This is a genomic window from uncultured Abiotrophia sp., assembly GCF_938010525.1.
Taxonomy (GTDB): domain Bacteria; phylum Bacillota; class Bacilli; order Lactobacillales; family Aerococcaceae; genus Abiotrophia.
This window is the reverse complement of the sequence record NZ_CALLVK010000021.1, coordinates 208,431-225,368: the sequence shown is the minus strand read 5'-3', so window position 1 is coordinate 225,368 and position 16,938 is coordinate 208,431. Positions and strand designations below refer to the sequence as shown.

The following is a 16,938-nucleotide window of genomic DNA, read 5'->3' as shown; positions in this document are numbered from 1 at the left end:
TAAGGAGGAATTATCATGGCAAGTTTAGTCGATCGTTGGCAAGAGCGTCTGATGCCTATCGCCAACAAAGTCGGGAACCAACGGTTCCTTGTTGCACTTCGGGATTCATTTATTGGGACCATGCCGGTTATTATGGCCGGATCATTCGCTCTCATGATTAATGCCTTTTTGGCGGATTTACCTGGCCAATTTGGCAATACCTTCATCCCGCAGACTTTTGGTTGGTTGATTGATATCAACTACATCCTCTTCAAAGGGTCTATCCCAATTGTTGTCTTCCTCTTTCTCTTTAACTTTGGTGTTAATATCGCCAAGATTTACAAGGTGGATACAGTCTCCGCTGGTTTGGTGGCTGTTGCTTCCTATGTCATTACCATTGCTAATACGGTAACGCAGAACTTTAAGCTAGAAAATGTTGACTCTAAGGCCTTAGCTGGCCTTCTGGGTGATAAGCTACAAGGTGTAGCAGTTCAAGGGGAGGAATTAGCGGTTACGGTACGTAATGCCATTCCACTAGACCAAATCGGGGCCAAGGGTTACTTTACAGGGATTATCATTGGTTTCGTATCGGTTATCATCTTCTGTAAGGTCATGAATCGGAACTGGACCATTAAGTTGCCAGATTCAGTACCACCTGCTATTGTTAAGCCTTTCCTATCCATCATTCCGGCAGCTATTGCCATGTATGTAGTCGCTATTGCCACTTATGCCTTCAATCAATTGACCGGTGAATTGATGATTACCTGGGTTTATAAGGTCTTACAAGCGCCACTGCTTAATATGTCGCAAAGCTTCTTGGCTGTCCTCATTATTGTCATCTTAAACAAGATTTTCTGGTTCTTCGGCCTCCACGGCGGCAACGTCTTGGCGCCTGTTATGTCCAGTCTCTTCGGGGTGACCATGCTAGCCAATTTAGAAGCTTACCGCGCTGGTACCACTATTCCTTATCTATGGACAGATAACTCCTTCGGTGCCTTTGTATGGTTCGATGCCATTGGCTTAGCTATCTCCATTCTCTGGATGGCACGTAGTCGTCATTTGCGTGAAGTGGCTAAATTAGGGATCTTCCCTATGGTCTTTAACATTGGGGAACCTGTCATGTACGGGGTACCAATCGTCCTTAACCCAATTATGTTCATCCCCTTTGTCCTCAGCCCAGTGCTGATGGTAACAGTGGCTTATTTTGCGACAACGATGGGCTTGGTAGCACCGGTTACTCAGAACGTAACTTGGGTAATGCCACCTGTCCTCTATGGTTTCTTCGCAACAGCCTTTGACTGGCGGGCTATTGTCCTGTCCTTGATTAATATCGGGATTTCCACTGCCGTCTACTATCCATTCGTTAAGATTGCTGATAAACAACAGGAGATGGGCGCATGACACAGTTCGAAATTCGCGACCAATTCTATTTAGATGGTCAGCCCTTCAAAATCTTGTCCGGGGCTATCCAGTATTTCCGTCTGCATCCAGATCAATGGGAAGACACCCTCTACAATCTCAAGGCGCTAGGTTACAATACCGTCGAGACTTACATCCCTTGGAATTTGCATGAGCCTCATGAAGGGGTCTTTGAAGACCGCGGCTTGCTGGATTTCAAAGCCTACTTTGACCTAGTCAGTCGTATGGGCCTTCACTTGATTGTCCGCCCCTGTCCCTATATTTGTGCGGAGTTTGATTTTGGGGGCCTGCCGGCTTGGTTGCTCAACTATCCCGGCATGCGATATCGCACCTATGATCAGGCCTTTCTGTCCAAGGTAGCGGCTTATTATGATTGGCTTCTACCACAGCTAGTACCTTATCAGTTCACTCATGGGGGCCCTATCTTGATGATGCAAGTCGAGAACGAGTATGGCTCCTATGCAGAAGACAAAGACTATTTACGGGCCGTGGCCCAAATGATGCGTGACCGGGGTATAGATGTGCCACTCTTTACCTCGGATGGCACCTGGATTGAAGCGCTAGAGTCCGGTACCTTGATTGAAGATGATATCTTTGTCACTGGTAACTTCGGCTCGGATGCACCGGGCAATACCCAAGCCCTCCAAGCCTTCTTCGACCGTCATGGCAAGCAATGGCCACTAATGTGCACGGAGTTCTGGGATGGTTGGTTCAACCGTTGGAATGAGCCTATTGTCCGCCGTGACCCGGAGGACTTGGCCCATGATGTTAAGGAAATGATGGCTGTCGGCAGTGTCAACCTCTTCCTCTTGCGAGGCGGGACCAACTTTGGCTTTATTAATGGCTGTTCTGCACGCAAGCATCGGGATCTCCCACAGGTCACTTCTTATGACTTTGATGCCCCAATTAATGAATGGGGCCAACCAACTGCCAAATATTATGCAGTTCAGCGGGTGATCCATGAGCTTTTCCCAGACTTACCTCAGTTTGAGCCCCGTAGTCGCCAGGCTAGAGCCTATGGCACCTATCCAGTGCTTGGCTGGGCCGACTTGTTAGAAGTCGCCGACCAGTTAGGAACCGGCCAAGAAGTGGACTACCCGCTAGCCATGGAAGCCTTGGGTCAACACTATGGTTATACTCTCTATCGGACGCGGGTCGCACACCATGGCCATCCGGAACGACTTAAAATCATCAATGCCCATGACCGGGTTCAAGTCTTTATCCAAGGCAAGCACCTAGTGACCCAATACCGAGAAGACATTGGCGATGAAGTGCTCTTTGATTCCGACCAAGCTTCTGCTCAAGTCGATGTTTTGGTAGAAAATATGGGGCGCGTCAATTACGGCTTCAAACTCAATAGTCCGACTCAATCTAAGGGCATTAAGGGCGGCGTTATGATTAACCACCAGTTCCGCAAAGGCTTCAGACAATATGCCCTAGAATTCAAGCCAGACATGCTAGCAGCAGTTAGCTATCATGAAGGTCCGCGACCTACACAACCAGAAAGTCCCCATTTCTACCGCTTCGAGGTTGAGCTGGATCAGATTCAGGATACCTTTATTGATTGCTCTGCCTATGGTAAGGGTTGCGTCTGTGTCAATGGTTTCAACCTTGGCCGTTACTGGTCTCAGGGACCCATCCAATACCTCTATGTTCCGTCAGGCTTCCTCAAGAATCACAACGAGTTCGTGGTCTTTGAGACGGAGTCGGTGCCAGTAGAGAGCTTGAATTTAGTAGATCGGCCTGTTTATCGCCCAGAAGAAGGGGAGGTTGAGGCATGAAGACCTTAAACTTAGGAGGTCAGCTAGCAGGTGCCAGTGCCATCGCCTTAGGTTGTATGCGCATGGATAGCCTAAGCTTGGCTGACAGCCAAAAGGCCCTAGCGACCTGCCAAGACCTAGGGATTAATTTCTTCGACCATGCTGATATTTATGGCAAGGGTCAATCTGAATTACGTTTTGGCCAAGCTTGGACAGGCCTGGGCCTAGCTCGACAGGATCTCTTAATTCAATCCAAATGTGGCCTGGCCGATGTCTGGTCTAACTACCATTTCGATTTCTCCAAAGCCCACATTATCCAAGCGGTGGAAGGCAGCCTCAAGCGACTCCAAACAGATTACCTAGACGTCTTGGCCCTGCATCGGCCAGATGCCTTGATGGAACCAGAAGAAGTAGCCGAGGCCTTCCATGACCTTCATCAGTCGGGTAAAGTCCGCTACTTTGGCGTCAGCAACCAGAATCCAGGACAAATGAGTCTCTTGTCTTCCTACTTAGATCAAGCCCTCATTGTCAATCAGTTGGAATTTGGGCCAGCCCACACGGTGCTTTTAGATGCTAGCTTGAATGTCAACACCAAAGGCTCGGAAAGTATCAATCGTGATGGCGATGTCCTCAATTATTGTCGCCTTCATCAGATAACCGTTCAGGCTTGGTCGCCTTTCCAAGTGGATTTACACCAAGGCCCCTATATGTTACACCCAGACTATCAGGACTTAAGGGATTGTTTAGCTAGCTTGGCTTTAAGCTATGGTGTCAGTTCGGATGCCTTGGCTCTAGCTTGGATTCTACGCCATCCTGCTAAAATGCAAGTCTTAGTTGGTTCCATGCAGCCTTGGCGCTTAGTGGATTTGGCTCAAGCCTGTCGCATTGAAGTCAGTCGTGAGGACTGGTATCGTATCTATAAGGCGGGGGGCAATCGGCTCCCATAAGTAAGTCAGTCACCATCCTATGCTGCCTAGCATAGGATGGTGTTTGTCTATTTTGGCTAGGGTAATTTTATTGGGGTTTAGTGGGGCACCATGTTATAATAGGATTAGTATATTGTCTCTATTATTTGCTCTTGTCTTGTAAATGAGGTGATAAGAATGAAAATTGCATGGTTCTGTATACCAGCTCAAGGCCATACCAATCCAACTCTAGGTTTGGTGCGCTATCTGATGGAAGCCGGGCACCAGGTAACTTATTTTTCCTTTGAGCGCTTCAGACAAGCCATTCAGGCGACAGGTGCTCAATTTGTGGCTTGCGATGACTATGGGGATTTTGACTTGGGGCTAGATGAGCGTGAGAGCTCAGACCGCTCGGGCAAGGACTTGGCTTTTGCCACACATTTGCTAGTCCAATCTACCTTGGCGTTTGAAGGGCCAGCTCTAGAGGCCTTGAAAGAACTCCAACCGGATTTAGTTGTGGGAGACTCGATGGCAACCTGGGCCAAGCTTCTAGCTAAGAAATTGAATCTGCCTTATGTTTGCTCCAACACGACCTTTGCCTTCAATAAGGAGTCCTCACGTTATATGAGGCAGAGTATCTGGGCCTTATTGAAATTGCTCTGGTCCATGCCAAGTATTAATCGAGAGCTCAATCGCTTGCGGGAGCGAGGCTATGAAATTGGTAGTGTCCTAGACCTCATTCAAAATGATGAGGCTACCCCTACCATGGTCTATACTTCCCCTTACTTTCAACCATGTTGGGATAGTTTTGGCTCCAACTATCGCTTTATTGGACCGTCAATTCGACCGGTTGAAAAACCTTATCCTAAGACACGAGCCAAGACCATCTACGTGTCCTTGGGGACAGTCGTTCATAATGAGGACTTCTATCGTGCCGTAATAGAGGCCTTTAGGGATTTGCCGGACTATCAAGTCATCATAGCTTTAGGCCAGAGTGAGCTTAGCGACTGGCAGGGCTTGCCTGACCATATAGAAATTCACGATCGAGTAGACCAAATGGCGGTATTGGCCATTGCTGACGTCTTTATGACCCATTGTGGTATGAATTCTGCCTCAGAAGGGCTCTATCATCAGGTACCCCTTATTCTCTGCCCCCAAACGCCTGAACAAGGAGCCGTAGCCAAACGGACTGCTGAACTGGGAGCCGGTTACTGGCTCAAGCTCATGACACCAGTCACCATTCGGCATGCCGTCCTAACCGTTTTGGAAGAGCCTCATTATCGTGATGCAGCGGGACGTGTGGCCAAGAGCTTTAAGGCCAGTGGCGGTTATCAAGAAGCCCTTGCCTTTATGGAGCAAGTGGCCCAAAATACTTAAGTATCAGGTGCTCTACTGAATGGTAGGGCGCCTTTTTTGATAGCTTAGCTAGGAAAAGCCGAACGTTTAAGGCCTCCGCTACTAAGACCGGCAAACAGGGCTAGTAGCGGAGTGGCGACTATGATAGAATGAAAGAAGTGAATGAATCAGGTTTAGAAAGGGGGACGCGCAGTGCGGCGTTTGGTACAAGGATTAGTAATTTTGGTAGGGGTAATGGCTGCCCTGTGGGGGATACGCCATCATTTGGAGCAGTCCCTTCAAACAACCGCCCAAGGGGTGGAGCGTCAGCCCCTCTATATCTTTAACTGGGGGGATTATATTGACCCTGAACTGATTACTGCCTTTGAAGAAGAGACTAATTATCGGGTTATCTACGAGACCTTTGATTCCAATGACGCTATGGAAGCCAAGCTTAAGCAAGGCGGAACACCCTATGATTTAGTCTTTCCTAGTGAGTCGATTGTTGCGCGTCTTAAAAATCAAAACTTACTTAAACCGCTAGATTATAGCCGCTTAGAAGGGACAGAGCATCTAACGCCTTGGTTACTCAATCACGCTTTTGATCCAGGTAACCAGTATAGCTTGCCTTATTTCTGGGGGACCTTTGGGATCATGGTCAATACAGAGCAAGTTGACCCAGCCACTATTGAGAATTGGTCGGATTTATGGAAACCAGAATTTAAGAATTCTATCCTAGTCCTAGATGGCCATCGCGAGACTTTGGGGATGGCCTTGCAGGCGCGCGGCTATTCGCTTAACAGCCAAGATCCAGGGGAGTTAGCCATTGCCGGTACCTACCTCAAGGCACTGGCACCTAATGTTCGAGCAGTCTTGACCGATGAAATCAAACCCCTCATGCGCTTAGGCGAAGCGCCGATTGGCATGGGTTATTCCGGCGATGCTGCTAGTGTCATAGCGGACAATCCTAATATTGTTTATATCTTGCCAAAAGACGGCTCGGCTGTATGGACAGATAATTTCGCTATTCCTAGCACCAGTAAAAATGAAGCCGGGGCCTATGCCTTCATTAACTTTATGCTACGACCAGAAAATGCCGCTAAAAACGCAGAATATGTAGGTTACGCCACTCCAAACGAGTCGGCTAAGGCCTTACTGCCGCAAGAGACGCTGGACAACCCCGCCTTCAATCCGCCTGCTGAAATCTTGCAACAACTTGAACACTATGAGTTCCTACCGGCGGATATCATTAAGGAATTTAACGAACAATTCTTAGGCTTCAAGATGGCCTTATAGGAGGAAATCATGCACTATCTATTGAAGACACAGGCCCTCTATAACCCGACTAAGGGGACCATCGGGCCAGCCCTTGTGGAAATTCGTGACCAACGAATTGCGGCTGTCTATGAGCCAGACAAGCAAGTGACTATGGCAAGCCAAGCTGATGTTGATAGCTTAGTGCCAGAAGCACTCAAGCACTTGCCACTTAAGGACCTAGGTCAGCAAATGTTGCTGCCTGGCTTTATTGATGCGCATGTCCACTTCTATCCTTCTAGCTTGATTCAAGCGGGCATTTTGGGGCAAGTAGGGGGCGCGACGCCCGAAATAGTCGCGCGCCAGGCCCAGGAGCTACCTCTGCGCCAGGGTTGGCGCTTAGGCATTGGTTGGTATGCTAGCGAGTTTCAACCGTCTCAGCAACCCCATCGTCGTATGCTTGATCGTTACTGTTCGGAGCCGACTATGCTCTTGTCCGGCGATGCCCACTCTATTTGGCTCAATACCGCGGCTTTGGAGGCCTTGGGCTTGAATCCTGATAATGTTGTGACCCTGTCAGGCCAGGCTCTAGTTGATGAGGCAGATGGCCAATTAACGGGAACTTTCCTAGAAGCTGCCGCAGTCTACTATCAGACGGAGGTCTTCCGACGCTTCCATGAAGAAGCAGTTCTAGCAATGCAAGATTTTAGTCGTCACCTTCATGCTATGGGGGTAACGGCGGTAGGGGATGTCGCCATTACGGGTGAGAGTCCTGATGATATGGTCTATCCGGAACTCTATGAACGCGCCCTAGCCCAGGTTCCTCTGCGTCTTAGCTTTTTCCCAGCTATGCGAGCCAATCGTGAGCCTCTGCGTCAACTCTATCAGCGCTATCGTGGCCCTTGGCTACAAATGGGCGGGGTCAAGCAGTTTTTTGACGGCGTGACTTCTTCTCATACAGCCTATCTCAAGTCAGAGTATCCGGAACCCTATTACCCGGGAGATGTGGGCGGGCCCTTAATCCCGATTGAGACCCAGCATGACTTTATCTTAGCTGCCAGCCAAGAAGATTGGCCGATGCGGATCCATGCCATTGGTGACCGGGCCATTGAGTTGACCTTGACCTATTACAAAGAAGCCCTAGCCAAATTCCCTCTCAGTCTGGGAAAATTCCACACTATTGAGCACCTAGAAGTAATGGATTGGGACGATTTAGACCTAGTGGCCCAAGAGCAGCTAGTGGTTTCGGTACAACCAAGCCATCTGATGGTGGGCTATGATAGCTTGGATGAAGAAGTAGGACCTGAACGTGCTAAGCACATGTTTCCTTTTAAGGAATTCTTGAAGCAAGGCGCAACTCTGGCCTTTGGAACCGACACGCCCGTAGTGGTCAATGTAACACCATTGGAGAGCCTGCATTACGCAGTCCATCGCCAGACCTGGGATGGGCTACCGCCTCAAGGCTTGATGCCAGAACAACGCTTGACACTCGAAGAGTCCCTCTATGCCCATACACTTGGGGCAGCTAAGGCCTTAAGTCGAACCGATATTGGGGGAGTGGAAGCTGGTATGTGGGCAGACCTAGTTGTCCTGTCCCATGATTTGCGAAGCGTCAAGGACTGGCGACAAGTCAAAGTGACCGCCACCTATTTGGCCGGTCAGCAAGTTTATTAAGAACATAGAAACTGAGACCTGTTTAGGTCTCAGTTTTGCTTTTAAGAATGGCTTAACAAAGGGCTTTTGCTGGAACCAGTTCTGAATATTGTAGGCAAAAAGATGGATTTGTAAAGAAAATACCCTTGAATTTAGGTAGCGCATACATTATAATGTAGATAATAAGTGGTGTAACTATTAGATTAGGCATAACTTTCCCATATAGGGAGAGTTGTGCCTATTTTTTGTCGAAAGGGGAGGTGCGCAGTGAAAGTCATTCAATCACTCAACCAAAATGCTGTCTTAGTCGCCAGAGATGATGGGGCGGAATTGGTAGCATTAGGGAAAGGTGTAGGGTTTGGCAAGAAAAAAGGGGACACCATTGACCCAACTGCTGTGACCAGGGTCTTTAGTTTAGCGTCTAGTTACCGGCAGGAACAGTTGCTAGGCTTAATTAAGGAACTGGAACCATGGGTGTTCGAACTAGCGCAAGACATTACCGTCATCGCCGAGGCCTGTTTGAAGAAATCCTTGATGGAAACCTTCATTTTCACCATTGCTAAACATTTGCAATATGCCTTGGACCGGGAGCCTAATGAAGGGGACGATTACGACCCTTTCCAGTACCAGCTCCATTATCTTTATCCGGATGAGTATCAGGCGGCGGCCGAGGCCATTGGTCAGGTCAATGCCAAGTATCAACTTCGACTGGCCCAGGAAGAGGTTTCCTTCCTGACCTTGCATTTGGTCAATGGCCAGATTGATCAGGCGGGCTTCCATAATGTAGTAGAACTGAGCGAAATCCTTAATCGTTTGATTCAAGTGATTGAGACTCAGACGGGAGAGCCCCTTGATAAGGAGTCACCTGACTATGGGCGCTTCGTGGTCCATATCCGCTACTTCCTGATTCGGACCCTAAGCCATCAGCCAGGCCAAGAGGCCGTCTCACCACAAAAAATCGAGACTGTCTTAGAGACGACTGCAGGCGTCTTTCCCCGGGAATGGGACTTAGTAAAGGCCCTTAAGGAGACCCTGCAAGAGGAATTCAATCTAAGCTTTGGCCAGGATGAAGATTTTTATCTCTTATTGCACCTTGTACGTATTCTAGGAAGGAAGTGACCCGAATGGGGGTTGTAGCAAGTTTAATTCAGTCGGAATTGATTGATTTGGCGTGTGAGGAGACAGACCAAGCCCTCTTCTTCGCCCACCAGGCTGCCAAGTTGCAAGACTTGGGCTATGTGGCCGATAGCTTCGGTCAGGCTTTGGCGGAGCGCGAGGCAGAGTTCCCGACAGGATTGGCCTTGGAACATGTGACAGTGGCTATTCCCCATACCTATGTTGAACATGTCAAACGTCCCTTTATCGCCTTTTACCGTCTGGTAGAGCCGGTAATGCCTTTTATCCAGATGGGGACCGATGATTTGATAATTTATCCGCGTTATATCATGATTTTGGGCATAAAAGAAGCCAAGGCTCAGGTGGATCTCCTAGCAGAGCTCATGGCACTTTTAAGCCAGGGGGACTTGGTAGCCAAACTAGAAGCTGCCCAGTCGCCAGAAGCAATTGTAGACTTATTAAGCCATTAGAAAGGATGATTGATTATGAAAAAGATTATTGTTGCCTGTGGTTCTGGGGTTGCGACCTCTCAAACAGTAGCGTCCAAGTTAGATAAGTTGCTCAAAGGCAAGGGCGTACCTGCTCAAGTCGAAGCAGTGGATATTAAATCACTCAAACATCATGTCAAAGATGCGGATGCCTATGTCTCCATCGTTAAAACTAAGGATCAAATCGACATCCCAACCTTTAACGGCATTGCCTTCCTGACAGGTATGGGGCAAGATGCTGAATTACAAAAGATAATTGATTTCTTAAAGGCCTAGGACCTAGCTTCCTAGCAACGACGACCGTGTGAATCAAGGAGGAATGACACATGGATATCTTACAAACAGTTGTTAATTATGTCTTAAATGATTTGGGAGCAGCCGTTTTTGTTCCCCTCTTAATGTTGATTATCGGTCTTCTTATGAAGATGAAATTCTCCGAGGCTTTCCACTCAGCGCTGACCTTAGGGGTAGCCTTCTCTGGGATGGGGCTATTGATTGGTTACATGATGACCTCTATGGGGGATGCAGCTGCCTCTATGGCTACGAGAACAGGCTTCTCCTTGCCAGCCGTAGACGGGGGCTGGCCTGGTATGGCGGCCATCTCTTGGGCTTGGCCATATGCCTTTCTCATGTTCCCACTGACCATTGGGGTCAACATTGTCATGCTGATGCTCAAACAAACCAAGACCGTCAACGTGGACATGTGGAATGTCTGGGGTAAAATCTTTACCGCCGTTATGGTTTCTTATATTACCGGCAATGTCATCATGGGCTTTGTCGCAGCCACGATTCAAATTATTTTCGAGCTCAAGGCGGGCGATATGTACGGACCTGAAGTGGAACGTTTGACCGGGATTCCAGGGGTAACCGTGCCGCACTTTATTGTCTTAATCTCCGTTATTCTCTATCCAATTGATGAGTTGCTGAAGAAGATTCCTTTCTTCAACAAGCCAATGGATGCCGATGCTCTTAAGGAAAAAATCGGGATTTTTGGCGAAAACTCCGTTATGGGGGCCATCATTGGTTTCGTCTTGGGCTTGGCAGCTGGTTATGGCTTATCCGGTTCCCTCAAGTTAGCCGTCCAAGCGGCGACCGCTATGACCCTCTTCCCGATGATTTCTAAGCTCTTCTCTCAAGCCCTATCGCCTGTATCTGAAGCCATCTCTGAGTTTATGCGGACTAAATTTAGCGACCGTGAAGTCTTCATCGGTTTGGACTGGCCTATCTTGGCAGGGCGTAACGAGCTATGGGTAGCCGTGATTATTACCATCCCAGTGCTCTTGATTATGTCTGTTATCTTACCTGGTAACATCGTCTTACCATTTGCGGGGATTATCAACTTGTCCTTCGTTGTAGGGGCCTTGCTCCTAACCAACGGGAACTTGGCGCGGATGATCTTCCATGGGGTGGTGTCTGCACCGCTCTTCCTCTATGGGGCAACTTTCTTCGCTACTTATATTACCCGTTTGGCTAATGAAACAGGGGCTGCGGTAGTAGAAGCTGGCAAGCTCTTGTCTTGGTCAACCTTTGAAGGTCCTGATTTCCGTTATCTCTTATCTACTGGTTTGTCTGGCAATATTGTCAGCATCCTACTCTTCGTCTTATGGGCTGGCCTCTTCTATGTGCTCTACCGTGCACGTATGGCCTACAACAAAAAAATGGAAGAGGCAGGTGAATAGAAGATGTTCCAAAACAGCACCATCGTTGCGGAATTTGCTGATATTACACACGTTATGTGGTCTATGGGTTGGGATGAGAAGAATGGGGGCAATATCTCCGCTATTCTGACTGAAAAGCAACTCACACAAGTTGATCAAGTGGCATCCCCACGTTTTGTTCCCTTGGAACATGTGCCGGAGAATATGGTAGGTCGTCATGTCCTGATTACAGCGTCAGGCTCAGAATTTCGCCGGGTACGGGATTCCCTGACGGAGACTTTGGGTGTGATTCGAGTAGAGCCCAATGGTTACGCCATTGTCTGGGGCTTCGAAGGGGACAATAAACCAACATCAGAGATTTATATGCACCTACTCAGCCATAGCACCCGACTGGCGGTGGATCCTCATCATCGAATTGTCCTCCACAACCATGCGACAGAAGTATCTGCCCTCAGCTTTATCCTGGATCAGACAGACCAAGCCTTCACTCAGACCCTCTGGCGTATGATTACCGAGTGCTTGATTGTCTTCCCGGATGGTATCGGGGTCGTGCCTTGGATGGTCTGCGGGACCGAAGCCATTGGTCAGGCGACAGCAGCCAAGCTCAAGAACAGTCGCATCGTCGTCTGGGCTTATCATGGCATCTTAGCCACTGGCTCAAGCATTGCGGACTGCTTTGGCCTCATTGAGACCGTCAACAAGGCAGCCAAGGTCTACCTCAGCATCGCTCACTTGCCACATCAAGATGGCATTAGCGATAGCCAATTACATGCCCTAGCTGACTTCTTCAAAGTAACCCCACGTTGGGAACTACTAGAAAAATAGCCCACTAGTAGGTGGCGGGCACCAGCCCCCGGCAGCCTTATAGCTGTCGGGGGCTTTTTACATAGAGAAAAGTTGAAGACTACTAGGAAAAGAGAGGAGACTAAGGACATTTTGGTTAATAAATTTCAAAGGTTGTCTATAGATAAGGCCACCTTCCAGTCCCAATACTAGCAGAGTGGCTCGTCCTAAAGACAGTGATTGACGTAAAAAATGCAGTATCTTAACTATAATAAAGATAAGAGGTGACAAGTATGACATTCAGTTTGAAAGAAGAGTCGGTCTTGAAGGCTTTGAATTTCGATGACTACGTGTCCGCATCTGATTTATCCAAGCATATGTCTGTATCATCTAAGACCGTTTATCGAATGGTTAAAAAAATAAATGAGGTGGCGATTAGCCAATATCAAGAACCAATTATTCTAGCAGAGACAGGCAAGGGCTACAAACTCAGCAGTTATTACCTCGATAAAGATTGGACGCAACTTTTCGAGGGCGACAGTGATGAGACCAATCGATTATTGCGCCTACTCTTTAAGTATCCTTACCGTCTAGATTTGACTAGTATCATGTCAATTGATTACATGAGTAAAAGTACAGTTGAACGCCATTGCCGAAAAATGGAGGATACGCTAGCGGCCTTTCAGCTTAAACTGGTTGTAGAAGGACAAAAAGTAAGAGTTGAAGGTAGTGAACAACAGGTTAGAATAGCCATCAACACCTTATTTATACAGCAAAATAAAAGCGCCTATATGAATAATGCTGAGCACGAAGTAAGTTCTTTTGATCATCATTTTATTATGAGTCAACTGACTTATATCGAGACCGAATTAGGACAAGCTATTTCTTATCCTTATGATGTGAATTTATACTCGCATCTCTATATGGTGATGAAGCGATATAGAGAAGGGAATGTCAGTTTTCTAAAAAGTCAATCCCCCTTAACAACAGAAGAGGAAGGATTAATGCAAGATAACCAAGCTTTAGTGAATTTGTCCCACCAAATTATTGGTCATATGGAGCAGTTTCTGCATCAAGAGTTACATGAATTAGAAGTTTATTTTCTCTTCCAAAACATCTATGCCATTAACTTAAAGGAACGTTCCACTAGCCAGTTTGACCAAAGCCTAGCAGCACTCATGACAGAGTATTATATTTTGAATTTCTTTTCTCTTGAGCAGTTTAATAGAGAAAACAAATTCTACTCTAGTCTTTATAACGACCTCTATTATCATATACTACCCATGATTCATCGACTCAAAACGGGGATCAAAGTAGGCAACAGCATGTTGGAAGAGGTCAAGGTAGAGTTCCAGGCAACTTTCGAACGTATCAAGCAAATCACAGAACGGTTGAGCCGTGACATACCGGGTAATCCCCTTATTAATGAAGCTGAAATGGGCTACTTAACCCTATATTTTGAGAAATTTAAACTGAAGCATCCAGATATAAACCGTGTGCTACTTATTTGTTCTACAGGCATTGGAACCTCAGAACTGCTCAAGATTCGCCTTAAGCATCTCTTTCCCACTTTGGAAGTGGTGGCTACTATGGGAACACGGCAATTAGAACGGCAGGCCGAAATACTAGACCAGGTGGATGTGGTGATTTCTACGGTACGAACAGTGCCGGGATTTATAACCCAGCCTGTCATAATCATTAGTCCTGTCTTGATAGAAAAAGATATCCAATTAATTCGCAGTATCTTGGAAGGAGGAATATAGATGACGACACTTAGCCTAGATCAGCTAATTGATAAAGATATTATGGTCGTCAATTCTACGGCTAGAAACAAACAGGAGGTGTTAGAAGAACTTGGAAGGCTTTTGGAAACCAAAGGCTATCTAAAAGATGTTGATACCTTCATTGAGGATGTTTACCTTAGAGAAAGTGAGGGTATTACAGGTATTGGAGGGGGAGTTGCAATTCCTCATGGCAAGTCGAAAGGAGTGAAACAAACAACAGTTGCCATTGCCAAATTAGCGCATCCTATTGAGTGGGAAACACTTGATGAGGGAAAGGTGTCAGTGGTTTTTCTCTTTGCAGTGAGGGATGTAGATGCCAATACGACACATATTCTTTTGTTACAACAAGTAGCGATTCTACTTGCGGATGATAGCTTTATTCAAGCGGTTCAAGAAGCCAAGTCAGTAGATGAACTCTATCAGTTAATTGTTAGCCATCAAGCTAATATCCAATAAACTAAGGAGGAAAATATATGTTAATCAGTGGTAAAAAAATTCTAAGTGTAGCAAATCAACATGGTTTTGCTGTTCCGGCCTTTAATGCGGGCTCCGGTCAATTATTAGAAGCTGTCATGCAAGCCTGCGAAGAATTGCAGTCACCTGTTATGATTGCCATCCACCCAGATGAACTCTCATTCCTAACAGACTCATTTGTCGATCAAGTCAAGTATTATGCTAACCATACAAAACTACCGGTCTGCATTCATTTAGATCATGGGGCATCCTATGAACAAGTAATTCACGCCATTCAACTAGGCTTTACCTCCGTTATGATTGATGCTTCTCATCTCCCTTATGAGGAGAATGTGGCAATCACGCAAAAAGTGGTGGCAGCCGCTCATCCTGTGGGCGTATCTGTAGAGGCAGAGCTTGGGACTATAGGTGACACAGGGAATAGCATTGAAGGAGGGGTGACAGAAGTTATTTATACAGATCCTGATGTGGCGCAAGATTTTGTAGAACGGACGGGCACTGACAGTTTGGCAGTTGCCATTGGCACTGCGCATGGTATTTATCCGAAAAATATTAAGCCTCATTTACGGCACGATATTCTAGAAGAAATCACCAAGAAGGTATCTATTCCACTTGTTTTGCATGGGGGATCAAGTAATCCAGATGAAGAAATTGCTAAGGCGGTGAAGATGGGGATTAATAAGATTAATATTTCGAGCGATATCAAGATTGTATTTGCCAATAGATTGCGGGAGCAACTTAATAGTGGGGATAGCGAAATGCGTGAGCCAAATGTGCTATTTCCACCATGTATGCTAGAAACTAAGAAAGTGGCAGAAGATAAGATCCGTCTCTTTAATTCAGCAAATAAAGCACAGCTCTACTATCAATAAGGTGAGGAGGGTTTCGTATGAAAATTGTTGGGATTGCAGCTTGTACAGCTGGAATTGCTCATACCTATATTGCGAGGGAAAAAATCATGAAAGCCGCGCAAGCCTTAGGGCATGAGATAGCCATTGAAACACAGGGATTAGCAGGTACGCAGAATAATTTATCTGCCCAAGAAATTTCAGAAGCGGACATCGTTTTAATTGCAGCTGATATTAAGGTTGGTGGCCGTGAACGCTTTAACGGTAAGAAAGTAGTGGAAGTTCCAACAGGTGTGGCGGTTAAGTCACCCACAAAATTAGTTGAGAAATTACAAGAACTCGTTCAACAATAACCTCAAATCTAAAAGGAGTGAGTCTTATGAGCAAGAAGATTGAAATTAAAAAGCACTTGATGACCGCTATTTCCTTCTTTCTTCCTATTGTTGTAGCCTCAGGTTTCTTATTGGCTATCGGGAATATGATGGGAGGTACGACCATTACGGACTTCAAGGCAGGCTTTAGTTTTGCAGATACGATGACGACCATGGGGGGCTATGGTTTAGGCCTCTTGCCAATGATTGTTTCTACAGCAATTGCCTACTCTATTGCGGATAAACCAGGTATTGCTCCTGGCTTAATCGTTGGGATGGTAGCCTCAGGGATTGGGGCTGGATTCCTTGGTGGCTTGGTAGGGGGCTACCTTGCAGGTTATACCGTGGTTACGATTGTAAGGAGTCTTAAGGTGCCGGAATGGATGCAAGGTTTAATGCCAACCTTAGTGATTCCATTTACTAGTTCTTTCATTGCCGGGCTAATTATGTATTACATTATCGGCACGCCAATTAACTGGGTAGCTTCTCAAATTACTGGCTACCTAGGTGGACTGGATCGGTCTCAATTACTCTTTTATGGCGCTATTATTGGGATTCTTAGTTCAATTGACTATGGTGGCGCTATTAACAAGGTCGTTTTCGCCTTTGTCTTCACGCTGTTCTCTGAACAAATCTATGAGCCTATCACCGTCTTAATTTTAGCTTCTATGGTGACACCATTTGGCTTGACCATGGCTTACTTCATCGGCAAGGTATTTGGTAAGAATATCTTCAATAAACAAGAAGTTGAGACCCTAAAAACAGCCTTTCCTATGGGGGTATGCCAAATTACAGAGGGTTGCTTCCCAATTGTCTTGAATGACCTCTTTAAGAATGTCATTGCGACAGGTGTCGGCGGAGCTGTTGGTGGTGCGCTCAGCATGCTCTGGGGAGCAGATAGCCATATCCCAGCCTCTGGTATGTTTGCCGTCTTTACTATGACTCGTCCATGGGCCTTTATTGGAGCCTTGCTATTAGGTTCCTTGGCAACCGCCATCACAATTTTAATTTTACGTCCACAAGTGGATCCAGAAGCAGAAGTTGTAATCCAAGAAGTGGAAGAAGACGAGCTATCATGGGATGATTTGAAAATTAGTTAGATTGCGAAAGG

Annotated in this window: 16 protein-coding genes; all 16 read left to right on the top strand. The window is 46.6% G+C overall.

The features are described 5' to 3' along the window. Positions 1-15 precede the first annotated feature (15 nt). The 16 genes from Q0339_RS05665 to Q0339_RS05590 all read left to right on the top strand — a co-directional run bounded on the left by Q0339_RS05665 (position 16) and on the right by Q0339_RS05590 (position 16,927). Entirely contained in the window at positions 16-1,380 is a 1,365-nt protein-coding gene (locus tag Q0339_RS05665; RefSeq protein ID WP_023391244.1) for a PTS transporter subunit EIIC, read from the top strand. Next, the gene (locus tag Q0339_RS05660; protein WP_298077847.1) at positions 1,377-3,179 is read left to right on the top strand and encodes a beta-galactosidase; all 1,803 of its coding nucleotides are present in this window, start codon (positions 1,377-1,379) and stop codon (positions 3,177-3,179) included. Before Q0339_RS05665 ends, Q0339_RS05660 begins: the two co-directional genes overlap by 4 nt. Next, positions 3,176-4,105 (top strand): aldo/keto reductase, encoded by a 930-nt coding sequence (locus Q0339_RS05655; RefSeq protein ID WP_298077846.1) that lies wholly within the window; start codon positions 3,176-3,178, stop codon positions 4,103-4,105. Before Q0339_RS05660 ends, Q0339_RS05655 begins: the two co-directional genes overlap by 4 nt. Positions 4,106-4,261: 156 nt before the next feature. Then, positions 4,262-5,440, top strand: a complete 1,179-nt coding sequence (locus Q0339_RS05650; RefSeq protein WP_298077845.1) for a nucleotide disphospho-sugar-binding domain-containing protein — start codon at positions 4,262-4,264, stop codon at positions 5,438-5,440. Positions 5,441-5,611: 171 nt separating this feature from the next. Continuing rightward, positions 5,612-6,694, top strand: coding sequence for a spermidine/putrescine ABC transporter substrate-binding protein (locus Q0339_RS05645; protein ID WP_298077844.1), 1,083 nt, complete (start codon positions 5,612-5,614; stop codon positions 6,692-6,694). 9 nt (positions 6,695-6,703) lie between these two features. Next, positions 6,704-8,326 carry an amidohydrolase gene (locus Q0339_RS05640; RefSeq protein WP_298077843.1) on the top strand — a complete coding sequence of 541 codons (1,623 nt, stop codon included), beginning with the start codon at positions 6,704-6,706 and terminating at the stop codon, positions 8,324-8,326. A 246-nt stretch (positions 8,327-8,572) separates the two neighbouring features. Further along, positions 8,573-9,424 (top strand): PRD domain-containing protein, encoded by an 852-nt coding sequence (locus tag Q0339_RS05635; protein WP_298077842.1) that lies wholly within the window; start codon positions 8,573-8,575, stop codon positions 9,422-9,424. Positions 9,425-9,429: 5 nt separating this feature from the next. Then, positions 9,430-9,891 (top strand): PTS sugar transporter subunit IIA, encoded by a 462-nt coding sequence (locus tag Q0339_RS05630; RefSeq protein WP_298077841.1) that lies wholly within the window; start codon positions 9,430-9,432, stop codon positions 9,889-9,891. Positions 9,892-9,906: 15 nt separating this feature from the next. Beyond that, complete coding sequence (locus Q0339_RS05625) at positions 9,907-10,185, top strand: PTS sugar transporter subunit IIB (RefSeq protein WP_023391235.1); 279 nt, start codon at positions 9,907-9,909, stop codon at positions 10,183-10,185. 50 nt (positions 10,186-10,235) lie between these two features. Continuing rightward, positions 10,236-11,588, top strand: a complete 1,353-nt coding sequence (locus Q0339_RS05620) for a PTS transporter subunit IIC (RefSeq protein ID WP_070756280.1) — start codon at positions 10,236-10,238, stop codon at positions 11,586-11,588. 3 nt (positions 11,589-11,591) lie between these two features. Next, on the top strand, positions 11,592-12,392 hold the full coding sequence (gene rhaD / locus Q0339_RS05615; RefSeq protein ID WP_298077839.1) for a rhamnulose-1-phosphate aldolase: 801 nt from the start codon (positions 11,592-11,594) through the stop codon (positions 12,390-12,392). Positions 12,393-12,643: 251 nt separating this feature from the next. Then, positions 12,644-14,113 (top strand): PRD domain-containing protein, encoded by a 1,470-nt coding sequence (locus Q0339_RS05610; RefSeq protein WP_298077838.1) that lies wholly within the window; start codon positions 12,644-12,646, stop codon positions 14,111-14,113. Continuing rightward, positions 14,114-14,590 carry a PTS sugar transporter subunit IIA gene (locus Q0339_RS05605; protein ID WP_298077836.1) on the top strand — a complete coding sequence of 159 codons (477 nt, stop codon included), beginning with the start codon at positions 14,114-14,116 and terminating at the stop codon, positions 14,588-14,590. It begins immediately after the preceding gene. Positions 14,591-14,607: 17 nt separating this feature from the next. Beyond that, the gene (locus Q0339_RS05600) at positions 14,608-15,480 is read left to right on the top strand and encodes a ketose-bisphosphate aldolase (RefSeq protein WP_298077835.1); all 873 of its coding nucleotides are present in this window, start codon (positions 14,608-14,610) and stop codon (positions 15,478-15,480) included. Between the two features lie 17 nt (positions 15,481-15,497). Beyond that, positions 15,498-15,809, top strand: a complete 312-nt coding sequence (locus Q0339_RS05595; protein WP_291430188.1) for a fructose PTS transporter subunit IIB — start codon at positions 15,498-15,500, stop codon at positions 15,807-15,809. 26 nt (positions 15,810-15,835) lie between these two features. Beyond that, complete coding sequence (locus Q0339_RS05590) at positions 15,836-16,927, top strand: PTS fructose transporter subunit IIC (protein WP_298077833.1); 1,092 nt, start codon at positions 15,836-15,838, stop codon at positions 16,925-16,927. Positions 16,928-16,938 lie beyond the last annotated feature (11 nt).

Excerpts from the sequence above, each read along its gene's own strand:
- Q0339_RS05605 (WP_298077836.1), top strand. The coding sequence starts at position 14,114 with ATGACGACACTTAGCCTAGATCAGCTAATTGATAAAGATATTATGGTC.
- Q0339_RS05620 (WP_070756280.1), top strand. The coding sequence starts at position 10,236 with ATGGATATCTTACAAACAGTTGTTAATTATGTCTTAAATGATTTGGGA.
- Q0339_RS05665 (WP_023391244.1), top strand. The coding sequence starts at position 16 with ATGGCAAGTTTAGTCGATCGTTGGCAAGAGCGTCTGATGCCTATCGCC.
- Q0339_RS05595 (WP_291430188.1), top strand. The coding sequence starts at position 15,498 with ATGAAAATTGTTGGGATTGCAGCTTGTACAGCTGGAATTGCTCATACC.
- Q0339_RS05655 (WP_298077846.1), top strand. The coding sequence starts at position 3,176 with ATGAAGACCTTAAACTTAGGAGGTCAGCTAGCAGGTGCCAGTGCCATC.
- Q0339_RS05640 (WP_298077843.1), top strand. The coding sequence starts at position 6,704 with ATGCACTATCTATTGAAGACACAGGCCCTCTATAACCCGACTAAGGGG.
- Q0339_RS05660 (WP_298077847.1), top strand. The coding sequence starts at position 1,377 with ATGACACAGTTCGAAATTCGCGACCAATTCTATTTAGATGGTCAGCCC.
- Q0339_RS05650 (WP_298077845.1), top strand. The coding sequence starts at position 4,262 with ATGAAAATTGCATGGTTCTGTATACCAGCTCAAGGCCATACCAATCCA.
- Q0339_RS05600 (WP_298077835.1), top strand. The coding sequence starts at position 14,608 with ATGTTAATCAGTGGTAAAAAAATTCTAAGTGTAGCAAATCAACATGGT.
- Q0339_RS05610 (WP_298077838.1), top strand. The coding sequence starts at position 12,644 with ATGACATTCAGTTTGAAAGAAGAGTCGGTCTTGAAGGCTTTGAATTTC.
- Q0339_RS05590 (WP_298077833.1), top strand. The coding sequence starts at position 15,836 with ATGAGCAAGAAGATTGAAATTAAAAAGCACTTGATGACCGCTATTTCC.
- Q0339_RS05630 (WP_298077841.1), top strand. The coding sequence starts at position 9,430 with ATGGGGGTTGTAGCAAGTTTAATTCAGTCGGAATTGATTGATTTGGCG.
- rhaD (WP_298077839.1), top strand. The coding sequence starts at position 11,592 with ATGTTCCAAAACAGCACCATCGTTGCGGAATTTGCTGATATTACACAC.
- Q0339_RS05625 (WP_023391235.1), top strand. The coding sequence starts at position 9,907 with ATGAAAAAGATTATTGTTGCCTGTGGTTCTGGGGTTGCGACCTCTCAA.